Origin of the sequence: Variovorax sp. PAMC28562, assembly GCF_014303735.1 — a bacterium.
In the GTDB taxonomy this organism is placed as follows: Bacteria; Pseudomonadota; Gammaproteobacteria; order Burkholderiales; family Burkholderiaceae_C; genus Variovorax.
Genome location: NZ_CP060296.1, coordinates 1,691,181 through 1,716,794, shown reverse-complemented (window position 1 = coordinate 1,716,794; position 25,614 = coordinate 1,691,181). Strand labels below are relative to the sequence as shown.

Annotated in this window: 29 protein-coding genes and 1 pseudogene; 16 read left to right on the top strand and 14 right to left on the bottom strand. The window is 64.6% G+C overall.

The genetic code is table 11. The features are described from left to right. Window positions 1-18: 18 nt before the first annotated feature. The 3 genes from H7F36_RS08200 to H7F36_RS08190 all read left to right on the top strand — a co-directional run bounded on the left by H7F36_RS08200 (window position 19) and on the right by H7F36_RS08190 (window position 1,255). The gene (locus H7F36_RS08200; RefSeq protein WP_187054204.1) at window positions 19-402 is read left to right on the top strand and encodes a translation initiation factor Sui1; all 384 of its coding nucleotides are present in this window, start codon (window positions 19-21) and stop codon (window positions 400-402) included. 5 nt (window positions 403-407) lie between these two features. Further along, window positions 408-644 (top strand): DUF3820 family protein, encoded by a 237-nt coding sequence (locus H7F36_RS08195; protein WP_187054203.1) that lies wholly within the window; start codon window positions 408-410, stop codon window positions 642-644. A 176-nt stretch (window positions 645-820) separates the two neighbouring features. Then, window positions 821-1,255, top strand: coding sequence for an RNA recognition motif domain-containing protein (locus tag H7F36_RS08190; RefSeq protein WP_187054202.1), 435 nt, complete (start codon window positions 821-823; stop codon window positions 1,253-1,255). Between the two features lie 115 nt (window positions 1,256-1,370). Here H7F36_RS08190 and H7F36_RS08185 read toward each other — a convergent pair whose 3' ends face one another. Together H7F36_RS08185 and purT are read right to left on the bottom strand one after the other, a co-directional pair. Next, window positions 1,371-2,309 carry an alpha/beta hydrolase gene (locus H7F36_RS08185; protein WP_187054201.1) on the bottom strand — a complete coding sequence of 313 codons (939 nt, stop codon included), beginning with the start codon at window positions 2,307-2,309 and terminating at the stop codon, window positions 1,371-1,373. 63 nt (window positions 2,310-2,372) lie between these two features. Next, window positions 2,373-3,617 (bottom strand): formate-dependent phosphoribosylglycinamide formyltransferase, encoded by a 1,245-nt coding sequence (purT, locus tag H7F36_RS08180; RefSeq protein WP_187054200.1) that lies wholly within the window; start codon window positions 3,615-3,617, stop codon window positions 2,373-2,375. A gap of 104 nt (window positions 3,618-3,721) precedes the next feature. On the opposite strand from purT, the gene H7F36_RS08175 reads away from it, so the two are divergent. The 7 genes from H7F36_RS08175 (at window position 3,722) to H7F36_RS08145 (ending at window position 10,196) form a co-directional block, all read left to right on the top strand. Next, on the top strand, window positions 3,722-4,570 hold the full coding sequence (locus H7F36_RS08175; RefSeq protein ID WP_187054199.1) for a 3-hydroxybutyryl-CoA dehydrogenase: 849 nt from the start codon (window positions 3,722-3,724) through the stop codon (window positions 4,568-4,570). A 32-nt stretch (window positions 4,571-4,602) separates the two neighbouring features. After that, window positions 4,603-5,418, top strand: coding sequence for a crotonase/enoyl-CoA hydratase family protein (locus H7F36_RS08170; protein WP_187054198.1), 816 nt, complete (start codon window positions 4,603-4,605; stop codon window positions 5,416-5,418). Between the two features lie 14 nt (window positions 5,419-5,432). After that, a complete protein-coding gene (locus H7F36_RS08165; protein WP_187054197.1) occupies window positions 5,433-6,764 on the top strand; it encodes a serine hydrolase domain-containing protein in 1,332 nt (443 codons plus the stop codon). 124 nt (window positions 6,765-6,888) lie between these two features. After that, window positions 6,889-7,338: a MarR family winged helix-turn-helix transcriptional regulator gene (locus H7F36_RS08160; RefSeq protein ID WP_187054196.1), complete on the top strand. Its 450-nt coding sequence runs from the start codon at window positions 6,889-6,891 to the stop codon at window positions 7,336-7,338. Between the two features lie 70 nt (window positions 7,339-7,408). Then, entirely contained in the window at window positions 7,409-7,834 is a 426-nt protein-coding gene (locus H7F36_RS08155; RefSeq protein WP_187054195.1) for an organic hydroperoxide resistance protein, read from the top strand. Between the two features lie 115 nt (window positions 7,835-7,949). Next, window positions 7,950-9,047 (top strand): DUF2855 family protein, encoded by a 1,098-nt coding sequence (locus H7F36_RS08150; protein ID WP_187054194.1) that lies wholly within the window; start codon window positions 7,950-7,952, stop codon window positions 9,045-9,047. A 90-nt stretch (window positions 9,048-9,137) separates the two neighbouring features. After that, on the top strand, window positions 9,138-10,196 hold the full coding sequence (locus H7F36_RS08145; protein ID WP_187054193.1) for a serine/threonine protein kinase: 1,059 nt from the start codon (window positions 9,138-9,140) through the stop codon (window positions 10,194-10,196). Window positions 10,197-10,220: 24 nt separating this feature from the next. Here the strand turns inward: H7F36_RS08145 and H7F36_RS08140 are convergent, their stop codons facing one another. The 4 genes from H7F36_RS08140 to H7F36_RS08125 form a co-directional block, all read right to left on the bottom strand. Beyond that, entirely contained in the window at window positions 10,221-11,855 is a 1,635-nt protein-coding gene (locus H7F36_RS08140; RefSeq protein WP_187054192.1) for a hypothetical protein, read from the bottom strand. A 164-nt stretch (window positions 11,856-12,019) separates the two neighbouring features. Continuing rightward, entirely contained in the window at window positions 12,020-12,319 is a 300-nt protein-coding gene (locus tag H7F36_RS08135) for a hypothetical protein (RefSeq protein ID WP_187054191.1), read from the bottom strand. A gap of 2 nt (window positions 12,320-12,321) precedes the next feature. After that, window positions 12,322-14,316 carry a molecular chaperone HtpG gene (gene htpG / locus H7F36_RS08130; protein ID WP_187054190.1) on the bottom strand — a complete coding sequence of 665 codons (1,995 nt, stop codon included), beginning with the start codon at window positions 14,314-14,316 and terminating at the stop codon, window positions 12,322-12,324. 67 nt (window positions 14,317-14,383) lie between these two features. Further along, window positions 14,384-15,427 (bottom strand): ABC transporter substrate-binding protein, encoded by a 1,044-nt coding sequence (locus H7F36_RS08125; protein WP_187054189.1) that lies wholly within the window; start codon window positions 15,425-15,427, stop codon window positions 14,384-14,386. A gap of 111 nt (window positions 15,428-15,538) precedes the next feature. Here H7F36_RS08125 and aqpZ point away from each other — a divergent pair, with 111 nt between their 5' ends. Further along, window positions 15,539-16,282 (top strand): aquaporin Z, encoded by a 744-nt coding sequence (aqpZ, locus tag H7F36_RS08120; protein ID WP_187054188.1) that lies wholly within the window; start codon window positions 15,539-15,541, stop codon window positions 16,280-16,282. A 6-nt stretch (window positions 16,283-16,288) separates the two neighbouring features. Here the strand turns inward: aqpZ and H7F36_RS08115 are convergent, their stop codons facing one another. The 3 genes from H7F36_RS08115 to H7F36_RS08105 all read right to left on the bottom strand — a co-directional run bounded on the left by H7F36_RS08115 (window position 16,289) and on the right by H7F36_RS08105 (window position 18,829). Beyond that, window positions 16,289-16,645 (bottom strand): hypothetical protein, encoded by a 357-nt coding sequence (locus H7F36_RS08115; RefSeq protein ID WP_187054187.1) that lies wholly within the window; start codon window positions 16,643-16,645, stop codon window positions 16,289-16,291. 127 nt (window positions 16,646-16,772) lie between these two features. Then, window positions 16,773-18,173, bottom strand: a complete 1,401-nt coding sequence (locus H7F36_RS08110; RefSeq protein WP_261802534.1) for an ATP-binding protein — start codon at window positions 18,171-18,173, stop codon at window positions 16,773-16,775. Further along, the gene (locus H7F36_RS08105; RefSeq protein ID WP_187054186.1) at window positions 18,170-18,829 is read right to left on the bottom strand and encodes a response regulator transcription factor; all 660 of its coding nucleotides are present in this window, start codon (window positions 18,827-18,829) and stop codon (window positions 18,170-18,172) included. The genes H7F36_RS08110 and H7F36_RS08105 overlap by 4 nt, the downstream gene beginning before the upstream one ends. A 179-nt stretch (window positions 18,830-19,008) precedes the next feature. Between H7F36_RS08105 and H7F36_RS08100 the strand changes: the two genes are divergently transcribed. Then, complete coding sequence (locus tag H7F36_RS08100) at window positions 19,009-19,506, top strand: DUF3761 domain-containing protein (RefSeq protein ID WP_187054185.1); 498 nt, start codon at window positions 19,009-19,011, stop codon at window positions 19,504-19,506. A 32-nt stretch (window positions 19,507-19,538) separates the two neighbouring features. On the opposite strand, the gene H7F36_RS08095 is transcribed toward H7F36_RS08100, so the two are convergent. The 3 genes from H7F36_RS08095 to H7F36_RS08085 all read right to left on the bottom strand — a co-directional run bounded on the left by H7F36_RS08095 (window position 19,539) and on the right by H7F36_RS08085 (window position 21,270). Further along, window positions 19,539-20,165: a hypothetical protein gene (locus H7F36_RS08095; protein ID WP_187054184.1), complete on the bottom strand. Its 627-nt coding sequence runs from the start codon at window positions 20,163-20,165 to the stop codon at window positions 19,539-19,541. Then, complete coding sequence (locus H7F36_RS08090) at window positions 20,165-20,689, bottom strand: phage tail protein (protein ID WP_187054183.1); 525 nt, start codon at window positions 20,687-20,689, stop codon at window positions 20,165-20,167. The genes H7F36_RS08095 and H7F36_RS08090 overlap by 1 nt, the downstream gene beginning before the upstream one ends. Before the next feature lie 137 nt (window positions 20,690-20,826). Continuing rightward, window positions 20,827-21,270 carry a winged helix-turn-helix transcriptional regulator gene (locus tag H7F36_RS08085; protein WP_187054182.1) on the bottom strand — a complete coding sequence of 148 codons (444 nt, stop codon included), beginning with the start codon at window positions 21,268-21,270 and terminating at the stop codon, window positions 20,827-20,829. Window positions 21,271-21,406: 136 nt separating this feature from the next. On the opposite strand from H7F36_RS08085, the pseudogene H7F36_RS08080 reads away from it, so the two are divergent. Further along, window positions 21,407-21,580: pseudogene (locus H7F36_RS08080) on the top strand (MFS transporter); the annotation flags it as partial. Between the two features lie 341 nt (window positions 21,581-21,921). Then, window positions 21,922-22,176 (top strand): ankyrin repeat domain-containing protein, encoded by a 255-nt coding sequence (locus tag H7F36_RS08075; protein WP_187054181.1) that lies wholly within the window; start codon window positions 21,922-21,924, stop codon window positions 22,174-22,176. A 23-nt stretch (window positions 22,177-22,199) separates the two neighbouring features. On the opposite strand, the gene H7F36_RS08070 is transcribed toward H7F36_RS08075, so the two are convergent. Then, window positions 22,200-23,096, bottom strand: a complete 897-nt coding sequence (locus H7F36_RS08070; protein ID WP_187054180.1) for a LysR family transcriptional regulator — start codon at window positions 23,094-23,096, stop codon at window positions 22,200-22,202. A gap of 99 nt (window positions 23,097-23,195) precedes the next feature. Here H7F36_RS08070 and H7F36_RS08065 point away from each other — a divergent pair, with 99 nt between their 5' ends. Both H7F36_RS08065 and H7F36_RS08060 read left to right on the top strand, forming a co-directional pair. Beyond that, window positions 23,196-24,065: an SDR family oxidoreductase gene (locus H7F36_RS08065; protein ID WP_187054179.1), complete on the top strand. Its 870-nt coding sequence runs from the start codon at window positions 23,196-23,198 to the stop codon at window positions 24,063-24,065. A gap of 4 nt (window positions 24,066-24,069) precedes the next feature. Beyond that, complete coding sequence (locus tag H7F36_RS08060; RefSeq protein ID WP_187054178.1) at window positions 24,070-24,747, top strand: NAD(P)-dependent oxidoreductase; 678 nt, start codon at window positions 24,070-24,072, stop codon at window positions 24,745-24,747. A gap of 29 nt (window positions 24,748-24,776) precedes the next feature. Here H7F36_RS08060 and H7F36_RS08055 read toward each other — a convergent pair whose 3' ends face one another. Beyond that, window positions 24,777-25,610 (bottom strand): pseudouridine synthase, encoded by an 834-nt coding sequence (locus H7F36_RS08055; RefSeq protein ID WP_187054177.1) that lies wholly within the window; start codon window positions 25,608-25,610, stop codon window positions 24,777-24,779. Window positions 25,611-25,614: the final 4 nt, after the last annotated feature.

Genomic DNA, 25,614 nt, shown 5'->3' with positions numbered 1-25,614 from the left:
ACAAATAAAATCGTCGAAATGATCAAGCGCACCGTCACGTCCGGAGCATCCTCCAGCCGGCTGGTCTATTCCACCGACGCTGGGCGCATCTGCCCCGATTGCCGTCAGCCGGTCGCTTCGTGCGTGTGCTGCGGCCAAGTCAGGGCGCCCGCGCCACCCACCGACGGCATTGTGCGTCTATCGCACGAGACCAAGGGCCGCAAAGGCAAGGGCGTGACGCTGATCAAAGGCCTTGGGCTCGATGCCGATGCGATGGCATTGCTGGCAAAACAACTCAAGGCATCCTGCGGCTCCGGCGGTACGGTGAAGGACGGCGTCATCGAGATCCAGGGCGATCATCGCGATGTCGTGACCACGGCGCTGGTGAAGCAAGGCCGCAGCGTGAAACGCAGCGGCGGCTGAAGCACATGAAGCCCGAAGACCTGGAACGCCTCGTCACGCTGGAAATGCCATTTGGCAAACATAAAGGCAAACTGATCGCCGATGTGCCCGGCAACTACCTCACATGGTTCGCGCGCGAGGGTTTTCCCTCGGGAGAAATTGGCCGCCTGCTCGCGCTGATGCATGAAATCGACCACAACGGGCTTTCGGACCTGCTCAAACCGTTGCGAAATCGCTCGGCGCCACGCCGGAACGATCAATAAAACACGATTTCGTACCCAAACTGCAAATCAGGCGGATAATAGATGGACGTGCCAGCAATTTATCTTTGTGAGCACGTGATCCGGTGATCGGTCAGTTTCGCGCCACAGCGCATTTGTTTGTTGTGATTCTGGGACTCCATCGCTTTGTTTTGTTGGTCTGAATTAGGAGTCCCTCCATGGGCAAGAAACTTTACGTAGGCAATCTGTCCTACAACATCCGTGACAACGACCTCGAGCAGGCCTTCGGCCAGTACGGTTCGGTCGCATCTGCCAAGGTCATGATGGAACGTGACACCGGCCGCTCGAAGGGCTTCGGCTTTGTCGAAATGGGTACCGACGCTGAAGCGTTGGCAGCCATCGAAGGCATGAACGGCCATTCGCTCGACGGTCGCGCCCTGACCGTGAACGAAGCCCGTCCGATGGAACCCCGCCCAGCTGGCGGCGGTTTCGGTGGTGGTGGCGGCCGTAGCGGCGGCGGCGGTGGATACGGCGGCGGCGGCGCCGGTGGTGGCGGTGGCGGCTACGGTGGTGGCGGCGGCGGCGGTGGCCGCAGCGGTGGCGGCGGCGGCTACGGTGGTGGCGGCGGCGGCGGAAGCCGCGGCGGTTACTAAGCTCTAGCAGCTCGGTTGCTCACGCAATAGATAAAAAGGCTCCCTCGGGAGCCTTTTTTGCATCTGGCGCGATGTGGGTCAGCGCGCCGGGCCTGTCCGCGGCTAGCCCGCGCGGTTAACCCAATACGCGCCGAAGTTCGGCCGCACACAAAGCCACCGCCGTGTTCGCCTCGTCGAGCACGCGGCCCATCGTGATGAAGCCGTGAATCTGCCGCTCGAAGCAGACGCAGGTCGCTCGGTTGCCGGCCTCGGTCAGTGCGCGGGCGTAGTCCAGGCCTTCATCCCGCAATGGGTCGTAGCCAGCCGTGATTACCAGTGCCGGCGGCAATCCCGCCAGATCGGTGTGCAGCAACGGCGATGCGCGCCAATCGAGATCGTGCGCGGGGTCAGCGATGTAGTGGTCGTGAAAGTAAGCGAGCGTGTCGCGTGTCAGCACATAGCCGTCTCCGTTGGTCGTGTGCGAAGGATGCCCGCGGCGCATGTCGGTGGCTGGGTAGATCAGCAACTGGAACGCGATCGGCAGATCGCCGGCATCACGGGCCGCCAGCGCGACCAAAGCGGCCAGATTGCCGCCGGCACTGTCGCCGCCCACTGCGAGACGGCCGGGATCGAGCCTCAACGCACCAGCCTGCTCGCGCACCCAGCGGGTGGCAGCCAATACATCGTCGACTGCAGCCGGAAAGCGATGCTCCGGCCCCATGCGGTAGTCGACAGCGACGACCGCACAACCGGCCGCGTTTGCCAGCTCGCGGCACAGCGTGTCGTGCGTGTCGAGGTCGCCAATGACCCAGCCCCCGCCGTGGTAATAAACCAGCACCGGCAACACCGTTGTGGCGTCAGGACCCAGCGGCCGATACAGGCGAAGCGGGATGTCGCCCTGTGGCGTAGTAGCCGTCAGCTCGCGCACTGCCGCGACTTGCGGCGGTTCAGGCTGCGTAAAGGTGCGCCGCTCACGGTAGAAAGCGCGCGCCTCGGCGGGTGACAGCGTATGGGTCGGTGGCACGCCGCGCTCCGCCATCAGGTCCATCAGTGCGCGGGCTTGGGGGTGCAACATTCGAATGTCTCCGGTTGGTTTTTTGATTGCTATTTGAATCGGCTCTTCGGATTGGCCTCTGCCTCAGGCCTTGCGCGGCTTCACCCGCGAAGCCGCATCTTTCGCCCGCGACCGCGCCGTGTCCACATCGGCCGCATGCACCAGCGCCACGCCCATGCGTCGCTTGACGAAGCTCTCGGGCTTGCCGAAGAGACGGATGTCCGACCCCGGCACTTGCAGCGCATCGGCAATGCCGTCGAACACGATGCCGGTGGCGTCGACACCGCCGTAGATCACCGCGCTGGCGCCCGCGCTTTTCAGCGTGGTGTCGACCGGCAATCCGAGGATGGCGCGTGCGTGCAGCTCGAACTCGTTTTGCCACTGCGTCGCCATCGTCACCATGCCGGTGTCGTGCGGTCGCGGGCTCACTTCGCTGAACCAGACCTCGTCGCCCTTGACGAACAGCTCGACGCCGAACAGGCCCTGACCGCCGAGGTCGGACGTCACGGCTTCGGCGATCTGCTGCGCTTTCAGCAAGGCCGCAGGCGCCATCGGGTGCGGCTGCCAGCTTTCGACGTAATCGCCGCTTACCTGCACATGGCCGATCGGTTCACAGAACTTCGTTTCGACGGCGCCTGCTGCGCCGCGTGCCCGCACCGTCAGCAGCGTGATCTCGTAGTCGAAGTCGATGAAGCCTTCGACGATCACTCGCCCGTGACTGACACGGCCGCCGGCCATGGCGTAGTCCCACGCTTTTTGAACATCGGCCGGTCCGTCGATCTTGCTTTGGCCCTTGCCGGAACTGCTCATGACCGGCTTGACGATGCAGGGGTAGCCGATGCCCTTTTCGCCCTTGTCTTTGTCTTCGTCTTCGTCTTTGTCGTGACCATCGATGGCGGCCTGCAACTCGGCGAGCGAATCGCAAAACTTGTACGGGCTGGTCGGCACGCCGAGCGTTTCCGCAGCGAGGCGACGAATGCCCTCGCGGTCCATCGTGAGACGCGCCGCACGCGCGGTAGGAATGACACGCACCACACCAGCGTCTTCGAGCTCCTGCAGCATGTGCGTGGCGATCGCTTCGATTTCTGGCACGACGAGGTCGGGCTTCTCGGCCTCGATCAGCGCCTTGAGTGCCGCGGGGTCGCTCATCGTGATGGTGCGCGCGTGGTGCGCGACTTGCTGGCCCGGAGCGTCGGCATAGCGGTCGACCGCGATGGTCTCGACACCGAGCCGCTGCAAGGCGATCAGCACCTCCTTGCCGAGCTCGCCGGAGCCGAGCAGCATGACGCGGGTTGCGGAAGAAGAAAGAGGCGTGCCGATGATGGTCATGCGACAACTTTAAATCACCGCGTGTTCCACAATGACACCCATCGGCTCGCCCTCGCAACGCGCCTGTCTTCCAACGTTTTTCCAACACTTCGAGGAGTTTTCAAATGGCGATTCAGACCGTCGGCATCATCGGCGCCGGCACCATGGGCAACGGCATCGCGCAGGCCTGCGCTGTGGCCGGCGTAAAAGTCGTCATGGTCGACATCGCGCAGGCCGCGGTCGACAAGGGCATTGCGGCGGTGGCGGGCAGCCTAGACCGGCTCATCAAGAAAGAGAAGCTGACGGCTGCGCAAAAAGACGCCGCGCTCGCGCTCATCAAAGGCTCGACCGACTACGCGGAGCTGAAGAGCGCGCAACTGGTCATCGAAGCCGCGACCGAAAATGAGGCGCTCAAATTCAAGATCCTGAAGCAGGTCGACGAACTGCTCGCGCCCGAGGTGATCATCGCGTCGAACACCTCGTCGATTTCGATCACGCAGCTGGCGGCCGCCACTTCGCGCTCGGAGCGCTTCATCGGCATGCACTTCTTCAACCCGGTGCCGATGATGGCGCTGGTGGAGATCATTCGCGGCTACCTCACCAGCGACGAAACGCACGATGCGGTGAAAGCGCTGGCCGTGAGGTTGGGCAAGTCGCCGATCACCGTCAAGAACGCACCCGGTTTCGTGGTCAACCGCATCCTGGTGCCGATGATCAACGAAGCTTTTTTCGTGCTGTCAGAAGGACTCGCGACCGCCGAAGACATCGACGCCGGCATGAAGCTGGGCTGCAACCAGCCGATCGGGCCACTGGCGCTGGCCGACATGATCGGGCTCGACGTGTGCCTGGCGGTGATGGAGGTGTACCTCGCGCAATTCGGGGACTCCAAGTACCGGCCGTGCCCGCTTCTGAAGGAAATGGTCGCAGCCGGTCAGCTCGGCCGCAAGACGAAGCGCGGCGTCTACGCTTACTGAGCAATAACAATATAAAACCGGAGACACAAAAAATGAACGTCGTTGGCACCACACCTCCCGCCGAAGGCTGCATCGACACGCAGGTCATCGACCATGTCTTGCTGATCGGCATCAACCGGCCGGCCAAGCGCAACGGCTGGACGCCGCCCATGTTCAGGCAACTCGCCGAAGCGTACACGCGGCTCGACGACGACCCTGCCTTGCGCGTCGGCGTGCTGCATGCCTTCGGCGATCACTTCACCGCCGGGCTCGATCTGCCGCTCATCACCGAGTACATGAAGCGCGGCGAGAAGGCGGTGCCGGAAGGCCTGGTCGAGCCGCACGACTTCGGCCTGCCGGGCTACCGGCGGCGTACCAAGCCGATGGTGGTGGCGGTCAAGGGCATTTGCTTCACGGTGGGCATCGAGCTGATGCTCGGTGCCGACATCGTGGTCGCGGCCGATAACTGCCGCTTCTCACAGCTCGAAGTGCAGCGCGGGATCATGGCGACCGGCGGCGCCACGCTGCGGATGGCCGAGCGGGCGGGCCTGGGTAACGCGATGCTGCATCTGCTCACCGCCGACGAGTTCGGCAGTGCCGAAGCCTATCGACTCAACTTCGTGCAGAAGGTCGTGCCAGCGGGCCAGGAGCTCGACGAGGCGCTGGTGATTGCGCAACGCATTGCAGCGCAGGCACCGCTCGCCGTTGTCGCCACGCGTCTCAACATTCTGAAAGCGGTCGAAGAAGGTCCGGCGGCTGCGGTTGCCGAATTCATCGAGACGCAGAAGCGGCTGTCGAACAGCGAGGACGCCGCGGAAGGCGTGCGCTCGTTTGTCGAGCGGCGGCCGTCGCGGTTCAGCGGACGCTGAAACGGAGACGCTTCATGTTCATTCCTCGTCGCTCCGGGCTCGCCGCCCTCACGCTCGCTGCCCTGTCCGGACTTTTTATCGTGATTGAAGCCACCGCCCAACCCGCGCCAGCACTGCTCCCCGATCCGGCGGCCACGTCGGTCGGCGCGCTCGGCTGGATGCAGGGATTTCCGCCCGCGCCCGACAAGCTCATCACCTTCGACGACCCGAGAGGGGGTGCTTTTCCGCGCAACCGCTGGAGCTTTTCGCATGTGCGCGAGTCGGTGCCGACTGCTAACGTCTGGCGCGGCAGCGGTGCGCCCAGCCCGTTGCCCGCAGCGCCACGCGACCTCGACGGCATCGCCTTCACCGCGTTGGGTGGCGAGCCGATGACCTTCGGCCAGATGCTGCCGCGCACCTACACCGACGGCATCCTTGTGCTGCACAAAGGTGACGTCGTCTACGAAAAGTATTTCGGTGCGCTCACGCCCGAGCGGCCGCACCTGGCGATGTCGGTGACCAAGTCGTTCGTCGGCACGCTGGCCGCCATCCTGGTGGCAGAAGGCAAGCTCGATCCGGCTGCGCCGGTGACGAAGTATTTGCCGGAAATGAAAGACACGGCGTACGGCGACGCGACCGTGCGCCAAGTGATGGACATGACCGTCGGCGTGAAGTACTCGGAGAACTACGCCGACCCGAAAGCCGAGGTTTTCGACTACGCGCGTGCCGGCGGCATGATGGTTCAGGGCCCCGGCTACGCCGGCCCCAGGAGCTTCTACGACTTCCTGAAAACTCTGCAAAAAGAAGGCCTGCACGACGAAGGCTTCGCCTACAAGACGGTGAACGCCGAAGTGCTCGCGTGGGTATTGCGGCGCGCTTCCGGCCAGTCGCTGGCCGACCTTCTCTCCGAGAAGATCTGGCGCCGCATCGGGGCCGAGCAAGACGCCTACTTCATGGTCGACCGCATCGGCACCGAGTCGGGCGGCGGCGGCCTGAACACCACGCTGCGCGATCTGGCGCGCTTCGGCGAAACCATGCGCAACGGCGGTCGCGCCAACGGCCAGCAAGTCATTCCGCAGTCGGCCATCGCCGAGATTACGGGCGGTGGTAACAAGGCGAAGTTTGCCAAGGCGGGCTACGCCTTGCTGCCGGGCTGGTCGTACCGCGACATGTGGTGGTCGACGAACAACGACCACGGCGCCTACATGGCGCGCGGCATCCACGGCCAGAGCATCTACGTCGACCCGAAGGCCGAGATGGTGATCGTGCGCTACGCAGCGCACCCCCTCGCTGCCAACGCGGGCAACGACCCTCTGACGCTGCCCGCGTTCCATGCGGTCGCCAACGCGTTGATGACGACCCGATAAGCAGTCTTTTCAGGCGCTGCGGGCGCCGCGGGCGCTTCGAAAATTCAGCCGGTTTCAAATTCTTTCAATTAACGACGCCGCAACTAGATTGCACACAATTTAATTGTTCGATATAATTCTATTCATGCGTTCCAAACCTGCCACCGTCGACATGCAACATCTGGACAACCAGCTGTGCTTCGCGGTGTATTCGGCGTCGCTGGCGATGACGCGGCTCTACAAGCCCCTGCTCGAAAAGCTCACCCTCACCTACCCGCAATACATCGTCATGCTCGCATTGTGGGAGCAGGACGGCGTCATGGTGTCGGCGCTGGGCGAGCGTGTGTCGCTCGACTCCGGCACGCTGACGCCGCTGCTCAAACGGCTCGAAGCCGGCGGCTATGTGGCGCGTGTGCGCGACGTGGCCGACGAGCGCCGCGTGCGCGTCACCCTCACTGCCTCCGGTCGCAAGCTCAAGGCACGCGCCGCCGCGGTGCCGGGCTGCCTGATGGCCGCGACGCAGTGCTCTGTATCCGAACTGGTCGCGCTCACGCAGCAATTGCAAACGCTGCGCGACCGCATCAAGGCCGCCTGAAATTTCTTTGTTCTCCCCTCACCCTTTCTCTACCCCAACCCCAACCTCAACCTCAACCCAAGGAAATCACATGACCACCAAACTCGACAAGGTTCTCTACACGGCTGAAGCCCATACGGTCGGCGGCCGCGAAGGCGCCGGCAAATCCAGCGACGGCGCAGTCGACGTCAAGCTCAGCTCGCCTGGTTCGGGCAAGCCCGGCACCAACCCCGAGCAGCTGTTCGCGGTCGGCTACGCCGCCTGCTTCATCGGCGCCATGAAGGCCGTCGGTCCAAAGATCAGCGTCAAGGTGCCGGACGATGTGTCGATCGACTCCAGCGTCGCCCTCGGCCCCACGAACGGCGGCGCTGCCTACGGCGTGTCGGTCAAGCTCGCTATCACCCTGCCGGGCCTGGACGATGCACAGAAGAAACTGCTGGTCGAAACGGCCCACCAGGTTTGCCCGTACTCGAACGCGACGCGCGGCAACATCGACGTCGAACTCGTGATCGCCTGATCGACAGACAGATCGGGTCGCCCGACCCGATCGACCGAGCCCCGGCACGTCGCCCACGCGACGACCCGGGGCTTTTTTTCGTGCACGCGTCACGACCCTGCGCTATGGTTTGCCGATGAGCACCACCGACCTCCTGATCCGCAAAGACGCCCTGGGCACGACACGCCTGCGCAATTCCAGCGATGCACCACTGGCCGATGGCCAGGTCCGCGTGCGCATCGACACCTTCGCGCTGACGTCCAACAACATCACCTACGGCGCCTTCGGTGACGCGATGAGCTACTGGCAGTTCTTCCCGAGCGGCGAAGAAGGCTGGGGCCGCATTCCGGTCTGGGGCTTTGGCAGTGTCGCGCAGTCGATGCATCCGGGCGTCGCGGTCGGCGAGCGCGTGTACGGCTACTTTCCGATGGCCGACCAAGTGGTGTTGCAACCCGACCGGCTCAGGCCCGAGGGCTTCACCGACGCAGCCCCGCATCGGAGCGAATTGCATGCCGTCTACAACCGCTACATGCGATGCGGCGCCGACCCGCTCTACACAGCAGATACCGAAGACATCCAGGCGCTGCTGCGGCCGCTCTTCATCACCTCGTGGCTGATCGACGACTTCCTTGCGGACAACGACTTCTTCGGCGCCGACACGGTGTTGCTGTCGAGTGCATCGAGCAAGACCGCCTACGGCACGGCTTTTCAGCTGGCACAGCGGCCCGGCATCGAAGTGATCGGCCTGACCTCGCCCGGCAACAAGCTGTTCTGCGAGAGCCTGGGCTGCTACAGCCGCGTGGTCGGTTACGACGAGCTGGAGCTGATTCCGGCCGATGCCTTGTGCGTGTATGTCGACTTCGCAGGCAACGCGGCGTTCAGGCTGGCGGTCCACACACGCTTCGTCAACCTGCGCTTCAGCAGCTCGATAGGGGGCACGCACGTCGAGCACCTGGGGGGTGCAAAGAACTTGCCTGGACCTCGCGCCACCCTGTTCTTCGCACCGGCGCAAATCAAGAAGCGCACCGACGAATGGGGCGGCGCGGTGATGGGCGAGAAGTTGCTGACGGCGTGGAAGGCCTTCACCGCGCAAGTGACCGACCCGGCCGCGCCGTGGCTGGTGCCCGACCGGCATCACGGGCCGGAGGCCGTGCAAGCCGCTTACGCCGAAGTGCTGGGCGGCCGCAGCCATCCACGCATGGGGCACATGCTGTCGTTCCATAAGGCGCTGTAGGCCCGCCGCCCGGGGCCCGGGGCTGCATTGGCCCTGCAAGCGACCCTGATGTGTCGGCCTCTGCTGGCGCCGCGAGGACGACAATGCCTCATGCAACCTCACTCGCCAGCAGGCGCCGACGCCGACCCTTCAGAGCCCTCGCTCCATCCCTACGAGACGCTCACGCCCGACGTGGTGCTCGATGCGCTCGCCACGCTCGACCTGCACGGCGACGGCCGACTGCAGGCCCTCAGCTCCTATGAAAACCGGGTCTACCAGATCCACCTCGAAGACCGCAGCGCCGTGGTCGCCAAGTTCTATCGGCCCGGCCGCTGGAGCGAAGTGCAGATCCTCGAAGAGCACGCCTTTTCTGCCGAGCTCACCGCGGCCGAAGTGCCGGCCGTGGCCCCGCTGGAACTGAATGGCGCCACGCTGCACCACCACGCCGGCTTCGCTTTCAGCGTGAGCCCGTACCGCGGTGGACGCCCTCCCGAGTTGGACGATTTCGAGGTGCTCGAATGGATCGGCCGCTTTCTCGCGCGCATTCACACGGTCGGCGCCAAGCGGCCTTTCGAGTCGCGCCCGGCGCTCGACCTGCAGAGCTTCGGCACGGCGTCGCGCGACTGGTTGCTGGGGAACGAGAAAATTCCGCTCGACGTACAGCGCCTGTGGGAAACGACGTGCAACGAGGCGCTCGAGATGATCGCCAAGACTGCCCTCGCGACGGATGCGCAAGGCCGCTTCGGCAGCGAGTTCAAGAGCCTGCGGCTGCATGGCGACTGCCACCCCGGCAACATCCTGTGGACGCCGACCGATCGCCCCGGCGGCGGCCCGCACTTCGTCGACCTGGACGACGCTCGGACCGGCTTCGCGGTGCAGGATTTGTGGATGCTGCTGTCGGGCGACCGGGCGCAGCGCACCGGCCAGTTGAGTGGCCTGCTCGAAGGCTATGAGCAATTCCGCTCGTTCGACCGTCGCGAGCTGGCGCTGATCGAACCGCTTCGCACGCTGCGACTGATCCACTACAGCGCCTGGCTCGCACGGCGCTGGGAAGACCCGATCTTCCCGATCAACTTTCCGTGGTTCGGCTCGAGCGACTACTGGAAAGGCCAGGTGCTCATGCTGCAGGAGCAGTGCGAGCAGATGGCCGAAGAACCTTTGTACGCCTGAGGTACTGGCAGAGCGCGGCCGCGCTCAGACCCGCGTGCGAAACACGCTGCTCATCCAGGATGGCGCCTTCTGCGACTCGCGCGCCGACACCGGGAGGCGCGGCGCCCTGGGCAAGCTCACTTTCAGACTCTTCAGCCCGAACCCCAGGCGGCGCGAGTCGCCACTGCCACAGGCATCGCAAGGGCGCTCCGGATCGCCGATCGCGAACTGGATCACCAGCACCTGGCGACCTGGCGCGCCTTGCGGCACGACCTGCAGCACGAACTCGAGCGCGTCGAGCGGCAGGTACGCCGAGCGCTGCGCCGGAACGACCGTGCCGTTGACCACTGCGAGGACGCTCGGCGCTTCGGTCGCACCGAGGTAGCGCGAGCCTTCGATGTGCACATCGAAGGCTCGCGCGCCCGCCTCCACGCTCCAGTCCAGGGGAGCCGGCAACGGGATCACCAGGCACGCGTGCTCGCCCTCGGTCCAAACGCCCCAAGGCTCGGGCTCGGTCCATCCGTGGCTCAGCCAGGCCGTTGCCGCGCTGCCCTGGTGAAAGACATGCGACCGGCCGATCGCGGCAACCGGCAACGCGGCCAGCCCCGGGCTCTGGTCGTCGAAACCCCAGCGCGTCGCAAAGGCACGGTCGAGCGTCGTCGAAGGCCAGTGGGCCGCGTGCGGCGCATGGTCTGCACCGCATACCGTGGCCATGAAGTTCATCGCCGCGATCTCGGGGCCGACGGACATCCAGTCGGAGCAGTTCGACGGCAAGCGGTCTCTCGCGTTGCGGTCCGACCGGATCAAAGGATGCGCCACTTTCATGAAATAGCGGGCCTCGGTCAGCACGCCCGACGACATGCCGCAGACGAACTCCACATTGGCGGCCGACAACAACGCATAGCTGTTCTCGCGGGTCCACGCCACGTTGGGAATCGCCCGCGCGATCGGCGCGAGGTGGTGCAGCGCCGGCTCATAAGGATGCGGCTTGACGATCAGCAGGTCGACGCTGTCCGCGAGTTTCTTGAGCGGCGCGATCACGCTCGCAGGGTGCATCGTGCGGCCACCGCTCACTAGCGACAGGTCGACCAGGCTCTGCCCGAAGAACACGCCGACGCGCAGTCGCTCGTCGAACACGCTGCTGGCACCACGCCGCGCGAAGTAGCCCTTGATGGCCGCCGCGTGGTTCCAGAAATCTTCTTCGTCGACCGTGCACGCGCGCAATGCCGCCGCGATGACCGGGTCGTTGGTCCTCGCGCACAGATGCAGGTGGCTGGTGAAGCGGACCGGGTCGATCTCGATATCGATGTACGACGCGCCGCTCCGGTCGATGCAACCCTGCAGCGCCGGCGTCAGGCCCCAGCCGATCACGAGACAGCCGGGGCCGAATGCGGGCAGGCCGTCTTGCCCGGCGAGCGGGGTGAGGTCTGCAGTGCAGGCGCTGGCCCAGCCGGCCGACGTGCACGGGAGCCGAAGGCGCGCCATGAGCCGCGCAACGTCGACAGCGCCGCCATGGGATACGGCCGCCTCGTCACGGGCGGTGATGCCGAGGCGTTGCAGGCTGGTTTCGAAGAGGCCGCGCAAGAACTTGCGGTTGGCATCGTGGTAGGCCAGCCCATTGACAGCGGAGCGAAAAAAATCGTCCGCGAAAACGACGTGGTCGAAGCGTAGGGGTGTCATCGGCGGGTGGCGCTGGGCATGGGCTGGCCGAGAATCTAGGCTGCGTTTCTTAGCCCAAAATGAGCGAGCGACAGACCCCCGCAAAGGCCTCGCAAAGCCTTCGCAAACTTGCGGTAAAGCCTCGCTGCCCCTGCTGTACGTTGCTGTACGTTCCCCCGATTACTTCAGCGCGCGGTCGCTGGCGATGCCGACTCGAATGTTTCGGCGATGGGCGGCACAGGTGCAATCGATGGATCTGCGAAACGCGGCGGCGGCACCACAGCACCCGTGGGCGACGACCGCCGGAACAACGCATCCGGCGACAGGCTCAGTCCGACACCGAAGCCTTGACCCGAGGCTCCGGCCACGCCGACACCGATGCCGGCGCAGCCTGCCAGCGTCAGAGAAATGAGAGAAACCAGCGAAGCAGGCCAGGCAGCAACGCGCAACACCATCGACACGCCGATGCGATGGCGCGCCGGCATCGTCAGACCAGCAGCGCGTTGACGCGGCGCACGTAAGCGGCAGGGTCCGCCGGCAGCCCGCCTTCGGCCAGCAAGGCCTGGTCGAAAAGGATGTTCGCCAAATCGTCGAAGTCGGTGGAGGTCTCCAGCTTCTTCACCAGTGGATGGTCGGCGTTCACTTCCAACACCGGCTTGAGGTCAGGCGCCGGCTGGCCGGCTTGCTTCAACATGCGCGCGAGCTGCGTGCTCATGCCGCCGTCCTGCACCACGAGGCACGCGGGCGAGTCGACCAGGCGCGTGGTCACGCGCACGTCTTCGGCCTTGTCCTTGAGCGCCGCCTTCAACTTCTCGAGCATCGGCTTGAACGACTCGGCAGCTTCTTCAGCCGCCTTCTTCTCGCCTTCGTCTTGCAGCTTGCCCAAGTCGACCGCACCCTTGGCCACGCTTTGCAGCGGCGTGCCATCGAACTCGTTGAGGTAGTTGAGCGCCCATTCGTCGACACGGTCTGTCATCAACAGAACTTCGATGCCCTTCTTCTTGAAGACCTCGAGCTGCGGACTGTTCTTTGCGCCTGCCAGTGTGTCGGCGGTGATGTAGTAGATGGCGTCCTGGCCCTCTTTCATCCGCGCCTTGTAGTCGGCAAAGCTCACGCTCACCGCGTCGGTGGTGCTCGAGGCAAAGCGCAACAGCTTGGCGATGCGCTCGCGGTTGCCGTTGTCTTCGCCCAGGCCTTCTTTCAGCACCGCGCCGAACTCGGCATAGAACTTCGCGTACTTGCCGGCGTCTTCGGACGTGGCTTCTTCAACCGCGTCGTCTTTCTTGTCGACGACATCGGTCACGCCATCGTCGGACTTTGCTGCAGGTGCAGCGGCTTCGACAGGTGCAGTCGCCTTCTTCGCCAGGTCTTCCAGCATCGACAGCACGCGCTTGGTGCTGCCTTCACGGATCGCCTTCACGTCGCGGCTCTCTTGCAGCAGCTCGCGGCTCACGTTGAGCGGAAGGTCTGCCGAGTCGATCACGCCTTTGACGAAGCGAAGATAGCTGGGCATCAGCGCCTCGGCGTCGTCCATGATGAAGACGCGCTTGACGTAGAGCTTGACGCCCGCGCTCTTGTCGCGGTTCCACAAATCGAAGGGCGCCTTGGCCGGGATGTAGAGCAGCTGCGTGTACTCGGTCGAACCTTCGACCCGGTTGTGGCTCCAGGTCAGCGGTGCCTCGTAGTCGTGGCTGATGGCCTTGTAGAACTCGACGTATTGCTCGGGCGTGATGTCTTTTTTGGCGCGGCTCCAGAGGGCATTGGCCTTGTTGATCGTTTCCCATTCGCCCGTCTTGACCATGTCGCCGGGCTGATCGTTCTCGCCCTCTTTCCACTCCTCTTTTTCCATCAGGATGGGCAGCGAGATGTGGTCGGAATACTTGCCGACGATCTGCTTGATCTTCCAGGCGTTGAGGTATTCCTCGGCGTCGTCGCGCAGATGCAGGGTGACCGTCGTGCCGCGGTCGACGCGCGTGATGGTGTCGACGTCGAAGTCGCCGGCGCCACCGCTGACCCAGCGCACGCCGTCTTCGGTCGGCAGGCCGGCACGGCGCGACTCGACCGTGATCTTGTCGGCCACAATAAAGCCGGAGTAGAAGCCCACGCCGAACTGGCCGATGAGCTGTGCGTCGGCCTTTTGGTCGCCGGAGAGCTTGCTCATGAAGTCCTTGGTGCCGCTCTTGGCGATCGTGCCCAGGTTGTCGATCGCCTCTTGCCGCGACAGGCCGATGCCCCGATCGGCGATGGTCAGCGTGCGGGCCGTCTTGTCGAAGCTGATGCGGACATCGAGCTCGGGCTGGTTCTCATAGAGGTCGGGCTGGTCGATGGCTTCGAAGCGAAGCTTGTCGCAGGCATCCGACGCGTTGGAGATCAGCTCGCGAAGAAAGATCTCCTTGTTCGAATACAAGGCGTGCGTGACAAGGTGAAGCAGTTGGGCGACTTCGGCCTGGAAGGGGAGTTTGGTGCTGGAGGTATCGGACATGACTCAGACGTGGGTGCGAAAGACGAAAATTCTAGACGCCCCGCGCCGCCCGCCCTGAACACCCCGTTCAGCGCGGCTGCGACTCGACTTCCTGAGTCCAGCGTTCGATCAGCCGCTTGCGCTCGGCTGCCTTGCCGTACTTCTCGAAGTCGTACTTGATGAGCTTGATGCCGTTCGACGACGGGATGCGCGGATCGGGCTTGAAGGTCTTGTTGGCCGGGGTCTGATAGCTGCCCGCCGCGGCGCCGATCGCCTGGCCCTCCGGGCTCATCAAAAAGTCGTAGTACTTGACGGCATTGGCCTTGTTGCGTGCGCCTTTGACCAGCGCGATGCCGCCGATTTCGTAACCGGTGCCTTCGCACGGCGCCGCCGTCTTCACCGGGAATTTGTCGTAGCGCCACTTCTCGAAGCCGAACAAGAAGCTGACGCCGATGGCGACCTCGCCCTTGGCCACGCTGGGTGCCTGCGCCTGTCCGCTCCGGGTGTAGGTCGTCACATTCTTGTGCAGCTTCTTGAGGTAGTCGAAGGCGGCGTCTTCGCCCATCTGCTGCACCAGGCCAGCGATGATCGTGTAGGCCGTACCGCTCGATGCGGGGTGAGAAATTTCGATCTCGCCTTTGTACTCGGGCTTGACCAGGTCGGCCCAGCACCTGGGCTCGGCCAGCTTCTTTTTCTTGAGCACGTCGGTGTTAAAGCCGAAGCCGATCACGCTCGTGTAGAAGCCGCCGACCTGGTTGCCGGACATCGCGTACTGCCGCACGGCCCAGTCGTGCAGGTCGTTGATATAGGCCGGCCGATAAGGGTCGAGCAAGCCCTGCTCGGCGGCCTGCAAGAACGGATCGCCGGTGCCGCCCCACCAGATATCGGTCTTGGGGTTGGCCGCCTCCGCGCGCAGCTGCGCACCGATCTCGCCGGTTCCCTTGTGCGCCTGATTCACCTTGATGCCGGTCGCACGAGTGAACGCCGCCGCGGCCTGCTCGCACCAGCCGACGTCGGTGCTGCACAGCGCATTGACGCTGCCCTGCTGCGCCTGTGTGCTGGCCGGGGCCATGGCGAAAGCGCTGGCAACCAGAACGCCGACAGTGAGGTTTTTGAAGGCGCGAGGATTCATGCCCGAAAGCGTAGCGGCAAAGCGGCCTGCGCTCCCCTCCATATGAATGTACGACTCGTCCTACGTGTCTGCCTAGAATCCGCCCTTCACACACAACGAGGAATTAGGGATATGGAACACAGCACTTATAAAAAGTGGGCGGCCGAATTCATCGGAACGTTCTGGCTCACTTTCGGCGGTTGCGGCAGCGCAGTTCTGGCTGCGGCCTTCCCGGCACTCGGCATCGGCTTTGCCGGCGTCTCGCTGGCATTCGGCCTGACCGTGTTGACCGGTGCCTACGCGCTGGGCGGCATCTCGGGCGGCCACTTCAACCCGGCCGTATCGGTCGGTCTGGTGGTCGGTGGCCGCTTTCGCGCCAGCGAACTCGCGGGCTATGTGGTGTCGCAAGTGCTCGGCGCCATCGCCGGTGCCGGCGTGCTCTATCTGATCGCGACCGGCAAGACGGGCGCCGACATCGGCGGCTTTGCCACCAACGGCTATGGCGTGCACTCGCCCGGCGGCTACAACATGATGTCTGCGCTGTTGATCGAAGTGGTGCTTACGGCCATCTTCCTGATCGTCATCCTCGGCACCACCTCCAAGCGCAATCCGGCGGGCTTCGGCGGTCTCGCCATCGGCCTGTGCCTGACCTTGATCCACCTGATCTCGATCCCGGTGACCAACACGTCGGTCAACCCGGCCCGCAGCACCGGCCCTGCGCTGTTCGGCCCCGGCTATGCCTTCGACCAGCTGTGGTTGTTCTGGGTCGCGCCGATCGTCGGCGCCATCCTCGGTGCGCTGATCTACAAACTGTTGCTCACCTCGCCTGCGGATGAACCGCACCCGACGCTGGCGCGCGACGTTCCGGTGGCCTGAGGCCGTTCAGGAACCAGAGCCCATTGGCAGCGAGGTCGACTGGCCGAGCGCTTCGGTGCCGCTCGGATGGGAGGCCAGCACGGCGCCCTTGTAGACCTCGTCCGACGAAATGCCGCCGGCGGGCATCGGCATCGAGGTCGATTGACCTCTTGCCTCGGTGTCGGTCGGGCGGGCAGCGGCCATCGCACCCTTGGTCACTTCGTCGCTGGACGCCGTGCCTTCGATGGACATGCTGGTGGACTGGCCGATCGCCTCGCTACCGCCGCCGTCCCATTTGGCGGTCTGCGCCGAGGCCGCGACAGAGCCGAAAGCGGTGACGGCAGCAATGGCGCCGAGTGCCAGAAATCGAGTGGAAGCTTGCATGGTGGTCTCCTTGGGGATCGTCGGTCTTGCACCGGAAGCGACATGCTCGTCGGCCGACCTGAGATCACTCTAGGCATGCAGACTGAGCGCCCAGTGAGCGTCGAATTACGCCCGAGTGAGCAAGAACTTAGTTGGCCGTGACGGACGCCGGCACAGGCAGATACACGCGGGCGACGACGCCCGGTCCGCCCTCGTCCACAGAGCGGTTGCGCAGCGCGATGCGCATGCCGTGCCGGGCGGCTGCCGCCTGAGCGATCGACAGCCCCAGCCCACTGCCACCCGCTGCTGCACCCGGCGCGCGAAAGAAACGGTCGAATACGCGGCCCATCAGATCCGATGGAATGCCTGGCCCGTGGTCGATGACATCCACCACCGGACGCCCTTCGACCGCATGCAGTCGCACGTCGACCGCGGTCCCCTGCTTCGTATAACGCAGTGCGTTGTCGATCAGGTTGTCGAAGACGCAGCGCAGCTCGCTGGTCGGCGCATCGACCAGCTGGTAAAGCTGTCCTTCGAAGCCGACATCGACGCCGCGCTGATCGGCCAGCACCATGAGGCTGCCGATGCTGTCGCGCAGCAGTGCCGCGACGTCGACCGGCGCAGCCGCGCTCGTCGATGGCGGCGCCTCTTGGCGCGACAACGACAGCAACTGATCGACCAGATGACGAGCCCGTGTCACGCCCGCTTCGAGCTGCGCGAAACGCTGTGCAGCATCGCCATCGCTGGCAACGTGCGGGCGCAGCGCTTCGATCTGCAGCGTGATCGCCGCGATAGGGCTGCGCAGCTCGTGCGCAGCGTCCTGCACGAAGCGCCGCTGCGTCGCAAAGGCGGCACGCAGTCGCGCCAGCAAGCCGTTGAAAGCATCGACCAGCGGCATGATTTCTTCAGGCACGCGCGCAACCGAAAGCTCCGACAGGCTGCGCTCGTCCTGCGCCACCACGTCGCGTGCCACGGCCCGCAACGAGCGTGATGCCGCCGTGACGATGATCCACAAAATCATCATTGCCAGCGGCAGTAGCAAGGCGATAGGCAAGCCTTCGAACAGGGCACGTCGTATGACGCGATGCCGGCGGAAGTCGTCGCTTTGCACCACCTGCACGCGCAGCCGGTCTTCGCGTGCGCCGAGCGCGGTGTACACGCGCCAATCGGCTTCGGCGCCCGTGCCGGTGTGCACGTCGCCAAAGCCGGTCTGCGTCTGCAACGGCACCGTCAGCGCAGGCCAACTGCTGGCGAGCAGCGTGGTGCCGTCGGCGCTCCAGAGCTGCAGGACGAAGGCGCCTCGGCGTAAGTCGGCTGCATCGGCCAGGGGCAGCAAGGCGGGTGGCCGGTGGTGCGACGCGTACGACTCCGCCACCAGACGCATCTGGTCGTCCATGAAGTCGTGAACCAGCCGGCCGTAGAGGATGTAGGCCGACCACGCCGTCAGGCCGGCTGCGATCAGGTGCAGCGTCAGCAACCACAACAGCAACTGGCCGCGCAGCGAATGCGGGCGGCCCCACGCCCGGCTCGCGCGCAGCGCGTCGATCACGCAGGTACCACGCGCCAGCCCAGCCCGCGCACATTGCGGATGGCGTCGGGGCCGATCTTGCGGCGCATGCCGTGGATCAGCACGTCGACCGCGTTGCTCGTCACCTCTTCACCCCAACCGTAGATGCGATGCTCGAGCTGGTCGCGCGAAAGAATGGCGCCAGGGCGCTCCAGCAGCGCATGCAGCAATGCGAATTCGCGCGCGGTCAACGCCTCGCGTTCGCCTTGTATCAAGACCTCGCGGGTCGTCAGATCGAGCTGCAGTGCGAGCGTGCCGACCAGCGAATGCGCGCTGCCGTCGCGCCGACGGATCACGGCGCGCATGCGTGCCAGCAGCTCCCGGAACTCGAAAGGTTTGAGCACATAGTCGTCGGCGCCGAGGTCGAGGTTCTGAATGCGGTCGTCCAGCCCGTCGCGAGCGGTCAGCACCAGCACCGGCGTGAGGTCGCCGCGTTCGCGGGCGCGGCGCAGCACCTCGGTGCCGTCCTGCTTGGGCAGCCCGAGGTCGAGCAGCACGCAGGTGTAGCCGCCATCGGACATCGCACTCTGCGCGAGCAAGCCGTCGCGCACCCAGTCGACCGACCAGCCGGCGCCCTCGAGCGCCTGCATCAGGCTGCGGCCGATCATGTCGTCGTCTTCCACCAGCAGCACGCGCACGTTGTCTCCTTGCTGTTTTCCTTGCCCTTCGGGCAGACGGCGCGAGGCTACGCCGCTTTTCTTAGGGTGACCTGAGTGGAAAAAGGTCCGTCGATCGCGGTTGAGTCAGGTGGCGCTGGGAACGGACGCTGACCATGCGCGTTTCGTCACCATCCCAATATCCTTCAGGAGTTTTTTGCATGAAGTTTTCCGCCAAGTTATTGCTCGCCGCCACTGGCCTCATCGGCATGCTGGCCGCCCAGGCACAGACTCTTCCGGCCGACGCGCCGGCAGGCAGCACGGTGCAATGCAAGGACGACAGCTACGCCTCGCCCGACACCAAGTCGGGCGCCTGCCGCGGGCACAAGGGCATCAAGACCTGGTACGGCAAGACTGCCGCCGCCGCACCCACCACCGCAGCGCCCGCAGTGCAGACGCAATCAGCCGCCGTGAGCAAAACAGGTGTCGCGCCTTCGACCGGTGGTGCCACAAAGACCCCCGCGAAGAACGACCCTTCGACCATGACCGCGGCGCCAGGCGGCGGTGCCGGCAAGGTGTGGGCCAACGACGAGACCAAGGTCTATCACTGCATGGGCGACCGCTACTACGGCAAGACCAAGAAGGGCGAATATCTGAGCGAAGCGGATGCCAAGGCGAAGGGCATGCACGCGTCGCACAACAAGGTCTGCGCCAGCTAGTTTCAGCTTTCAGCTTGTCGTTGCCCTGGACTTCAAGGCGGGCCGCGCAGGCCGAGCGCTTCGAGCGCGACAGCCGGTGCCGATTGCGCGAGCGCCTCACGGCCGCGCAGGTAGGCCAGAAATATCGTCGACCCTCGATGGGTCGGGCTGAAGTCGGCGGTCGTGAGCACCCGGAGTCCGAGCGCGACGCGTGCACGCAGCGGGTTCAGCGCACGGTCGAAGGCTTCTTCGACAATCGACAACTGCGTCACTCGCACCGGCACCACGCGATGTGCGCCCCAGACAAAGAGCACCAGCGGCGCCTCATGAACATCCTTGGGCCTCTGAGCTTTGGTCGTCAGTTCGTCGGCGCTCGGCTGCACCAGCGCTTCGAGCATCGCGAGTTGCGGCGCGATGCCAGCCCTCGCCACCGCAGGATCGTCGGCGCGTTCGAGTGCATCCGTTGCGTCGAGCGTGGCGGCCAGCTGGATCGATTCGATCGCCGGTCCGGTGAAGTGATAGGGCTGATCGCCCGGGCCCCTTCGACCACCCTGGCCCTGCGGTTCGAAGCTGCGCGTCACCGTCTCGGGGTTGTATTGCAGCGCGATCGCTCGCTGCACTGCACCGCCGCCGGGCGCGAGGACGATCAGCCCGCCCTTGATCAAGCCTGACGTCGTCATCAAGCCGGCTCGTCGAGAGCAGGCTCGCTCGGCTCCTGCACGTCGACATCGCGAACCCAGCCCTCGTTCTCGATCTTGATGAGCTCGATCGCGACCGCGGCGCCATTGGCGTCGAGTTCCGGCAGGGCCGCGTATTCGGAAACCCAGCACCGGAACAGGTGCCAGGCTTTGACGAGCTGGCCGGCCTCGTTGTAGAGCTCGAGGATGAGGTCTTTCCGAAAGTCCTTGAGCGATACCTCGGCACCCAGACCAGCACCGAAGTTCCAGACCTTATTCGCCCATTGCTCGAACTCCGCGTCATGCGTGACGCCGCGCTCGAGTGTGATCGCGTCGAATTCGGTACGCCCCGGTGACTTGCGCGAAGACGACGGGTCGCCGCCTTCCCGGTACCGAATGACTTCGGTGGTTCGCCTGAGCGGCGACACTCTGCTGATGCCGGCCACATAGCGACCGTCCCACTTGATCCTGAACTTGAAATTCTTGTACGGATCGAAGCGCTGCGAGTTAACACTGAACTGGGCCATGCGGTGTGTCCTGCCGTCGAGAGTGCGTCCAATGTCCTCGACGCGGCTGGGCGCGGCAATATGGCAGAGGACGTAGTAGCGCCTTCACTTCATGGCCGGCTCACGGACTGCACACTTCGCGTTGGATCTCCCAGGCACTACTTCTCGACCACCACGACATCGCCCGGCTTCAGAACGCGACCGTCGGCGCCCGAAACTTGAAGGCGCTCCACCGGTTTGCCGGTGTCCCTGGCGACCAGCCTCGAGCGGCGCTCGCCACGTCGATAGAGGTTGCCCTCGCCCCATTGCCTCAACCCCACGATGACCGGGAACAGTGACCGCCCCTTGGCTGTCAGCACGTACTGCTGGTAAGCCGTGCCGTCCGCGGCCGGCTGGACCTCCATCACGTCTTCCTCCACCAGCGCCTTGAGCCGGCTTGCCAGGATGTTGCGCGCCACGCCCAGGCTCGCCTGGAAATCGCCGAAGCGGGCGATGCCATCGAACGCGTCGCGCACGATCAGCAGCGACCAGCGGTCCCCGATCACGTCCAGCGCGCGCGCAACCGGACAGCTCGCCGCGTTCATTCGCTTTCGTTCTGCCATCGACATCTCCGGGCAACGACATGCCGCCTACTGGTTGCATTTTAAAACTCATCGGCTAAGCTCCGTCCAGTTTTAAATTAAAACTGGAAAGAGATTGGAATTTCTGCCGATGGTCGATTCGAACAACACTCCCGGCATGCCGCGAAAGCTGGTCGCCCTCTTCGCCTGCACCAGCGGCGTCAGCGTAGCCAATGTGTACTTCGCGCAGCCATTGCTCGACAGCCTGGCGGCAGATTTCGGTGTCTCTGCCGCGGCCATCGGCGGGGTCGTGACGGCCACACAGGCGGGCGTGGTCGTCGGTTTGCTGCTCGCGAGGGTCTGGTCGGGTGTGGTCGCCGACCTGGTCGGCTGGCGCGGCGTGTACGCCGGCTCCGCGGTGGTGACTGCGACTTGGCCCAGATTGGCAGTCGCGCCGGCGTCGTGAGCGGCTTGGACTGACGCTGCACTAAGCGGAATGAGGCAGCTCGGGCACTTGTCTTACCTGGACCGATTGTTTTGTCGCGTGCACATTTGCGCGTACGAAGACATCGTGGAGATCTGCCTGACCACATCAGCCCGACCACATCACTCACCGGCCTTTGACGATGAACGCTCCAACCTCAACACCCGCTCCCGCAAATCAGGAGTTCATTGAGTTTGCGCAAGAGGTCTTTGAGCTCGCACGTTCAAGGCATCGTCGACCTGCTGCTCTCTCACGGCGCCAAGCCGGGCTTTGCGCCGCCCGGCGGAAAAACGCCTCTGATGTTCGCGGCGATGTTCAACCGGCTCGAGATCGTGAAAACTTTGCTGGCACAGGGCATCGACGTCAACGCGACAGGCTCCGAAGGGCTGTCTGCACTGGATCTGGCCCGAAGCATGGGCGCCGCCGATACGGCCGCTTATCTGGAAACACGAGCAACGACATGAGGGACTTGACGGCGGCTCGAAATTCAATCGATGAAGGAAGCCAGTTCGTCGGGTGACCCCTGTGGAAACGCATCCTTTAAGAAGGACAGGAATGTAGAGACGCGGGTACTCAGCAATCGCCGCGATGGATACAGCGCCCACAGCGCAATCTCCGGGCCCTCCACATCGCCCCAGAGCACCAACTTTCCAGCGAGCAGGTCTTTCGTCACCAGAGACACGGGCAAGCGCGCAGCACCGACGCCGGCGCGGACAGCGTCGCGAACCATGAACAACGACGACAGCTGCAGCACAGGCTCCACGTCGACGCGCTTCTTGCCAGAGGGGCTGGTGTATTCCCATGAGGAGGTTCGATCACCCGGGCCGCTCCCCCGCACGATGGCGGCAATAGTCATCTTGCGCACCGGCTTCTTGAAATTCGGGCTTGCGACCACGACGAGTCGATCCCTCATGAAGATCCGCCCTACCAACCTCGCATCGGGATCTGGGTTGACCCGGATCACCAGGTCGTACCCCTCCTCCACCATGTCGACAGCGCGATCTTCGGTGGTGACCTCCAGCCGGATTTGCGAATGCCTGAGCGCGAACTGGGCAGCGATCTTGCCCATGGCCGCCTGAGAGAACAGCAGCGGCGCACTGACCCGCAAGACGCCTCGTGGCGTATCTCCGCCCGACGCGATGGCCGCGGCCGTCTCGTCGAGTTCGGCGAGCAACACCGACGTCCTCTCATGGAGGGCGCGCCCTTCCTCGGTGAGCTTCAAGGTCCGCGCTCCCCGCTCGAACAATCGCAGGTTGAGTCCGCTTTCAAGGTCGGCGACGCGCCGCGACAAGGTCGCTTTGGGGCGTCCGGATTCCCGAGACGCGCGTCCGAAACCGCCATGCCGTGCCACGAGGTTGAAGTCAGTCAGGGCAAGCAGGTCCATGTGTTCCACCAGTGAGACGAAGTGTCCAAATATAGCGGCTATGAGGCTCTGAACGGAACGATGAAGATCGAGGCCTCTTCAATCAAACCGGAGTTTTTCATGACCATCCTCATCACCGGCGCCAGTGGCGCCATCGGCCGCCAGGTCGTCCAGCAACTCGTCGACCGTGGCGCTTCTGTCCGCGCGCTCGTTCGCGATCCGGCAAAGCTCGCCTTCCCCGCGGGCGTGGAGGTCGTTCAAGGCGACTTGCTCGATGTGGCGTCGTTGCGCAGCGCCCTGACCGGCGTATCGACCTTGTTCCTGCTCAACGGCGTGGTGCCGGACGAGTTCACGCAGGCGTTGATGACGCTCAACCTGGCACGCGAGGCAAGCATCGATCGGATCGTTTACCTGTCCGTGATTCACAGCGACAGGTACCTGAATGTTCCCCACTTCGCAGGCAAGTTCGGCGTCGAGCGGATGATCGAGCAGATGGGCATGGGCGCGACCATCCTTCGGCCGGCCTACTTCATTCAAAACGATCTCACGATCAAGGATGTCGTCCTCGCGCACGGCGTGTACCCGATGCCGATCGGCGCTAAAGGGCTCGCCATGGTCGACACGCGCGACATCGCGGAGATCGCGGCTATCGAACTGCTCCGCCGTGAACAGGCATCCGGCGCACTGCCGCTCAGCCGCATCAATCTTGTTGGCCCCGACTCGCTGACGGGACTCGATGTTGCTGCCATCTGGTCAGACGTGTTGGGTCGCCCGATCGCCTACGGCGGCGACGACACCGCGGGCTTCGAGAAGAACCTGCTGAACTTCATGCCGAGCTGGATGGCGTACGACATGCGCCTCATGAGCGAACGCTTCCTGACCGAGGGCATGAACCCGGACCAGGGCGACGTCGAGCGCCTGACGACGATGTTGGGGCGCCCTCTGCACTCGTATCGCGACTTCGCTTCGCAGATCGCGGCCTCGGTCTGATGCCATGAACGCATCCGACGTCGCCAACACCACCGACAGCGCAACGGCTCGCCCGAAAATACTGGTTCTGGGCGCCACGGGCGGCACCGGCCGACTGATCGTCAGGCAGGCACTTGCACGGGGGTACGACGTCCGCGCCATGGTGCGATCACCCGCGAAAGCATCAGGTCTCGAGGGCGCCGAGATCCACGTCGGCGACGCCCGTGACGAGCAGGCCTTGCGCAAGGCGCTGCAAGGCCGCAACGCGGTCGTGAGTGCACTGGGCACGCCGGCCAGTCCTTTTCGGGAGGTGACCCTTCTTTCAACCGCAACGCGCGCGCTCGTCGGTGCGATGCGGGCAGAAGGAATCAAACGGCTCGTCTGCATCACCGGCATGGGCGCTGGAGACAGCGTCGGACACGGCGGCTTTCTTTTCGACCGGGTGATTTTTCCCGCACTGTTGCGGAAGGTCTATGCAGACAAGGATCGGCAGGAAGCCGTGGTCCGGGGAAGCGGATTGGACTGGGTTCTGGTGCGCCCTTCAATGCTGAACGACAAGGCCTCCGGGCCCTCGGTCCGCACCCTCACGGATTTGTCTGCGTTCCATGGCGGAACGATTGCCCGGGGCGACGTTGCCGCCTTCGTGCTGGACCAGGTGCGCAGCGACACCTGGCTGCAACGTGCACCGCTTATCTCCTGGTGAGGCTCCTGGTGAGGACAGCGGTCCGCGCTCTAGAAGCGCTCGTCGGCTCCGAGGTAACGCCACTGCCCGGCCGGCAGATTGCCCAGTACGACCCGGCCGATACGGATGCGCTTCAAGCCCACCACCTTCAGGCCGACCTGCTCGCACATGCGACGGATCTGCCGCTTCTTGCCTTCGGTCAGCACGAAGCGCAGTTGCTCGGGGTTCTGCCAATCGACCCGCGCCGGCTTGAGTGGCTGACCGTCCAGGCTCAGGCCATGGCGTAGCCTGGCGAGCAGGGCGGGCGGAAAGACCGCCTGCACATTCGTTGTGATGGGATCGTCGTCATCGATGCGCACCAGTTGCCCCATGGGCGCCGGCCTGCCCAGGCCGTGATAAGCGACGCGCACCAGGTATTCCTTCTCCATCCCCGAGTCTTCGCCGATGAGCTGGCGCGCCACGCGGCCGTCTTGCGTCAACACCAGCAGGCCGACCGAGTCGATGTCGAGCCGCCCTGCAGGCGCCAGGCCGCGCAGTTGCGGTGGGGAGAACCGGTTGCGGCTCGGATCCTCGCGCCAGTGCGTGCGCGGGTTGACGAGCACCACTGCGGGCTCGTGACCGTCTTCGGCCTGGCCGCTCACGTAGCCCATCGGCTTGTGCAGGATGATCGTTACCCGCTGCTGCTGATGCTGCTCGGCCTTGCGGTCGACCTCGACACGATCTGCCGGTGTCACCTTGACGCCCATCTCGGCCGGCCGGCCATTGACCTTGACCCAACCCAGCGCGATCCATTCGTCGGCCTCGCGGCGCGAGCACAGGCCGAGCTCGGCCATGCGTTTGTTCAGGCGCACGGCGCCGGGGGCAGAAGGTGTGGACTCGGTCATGGTG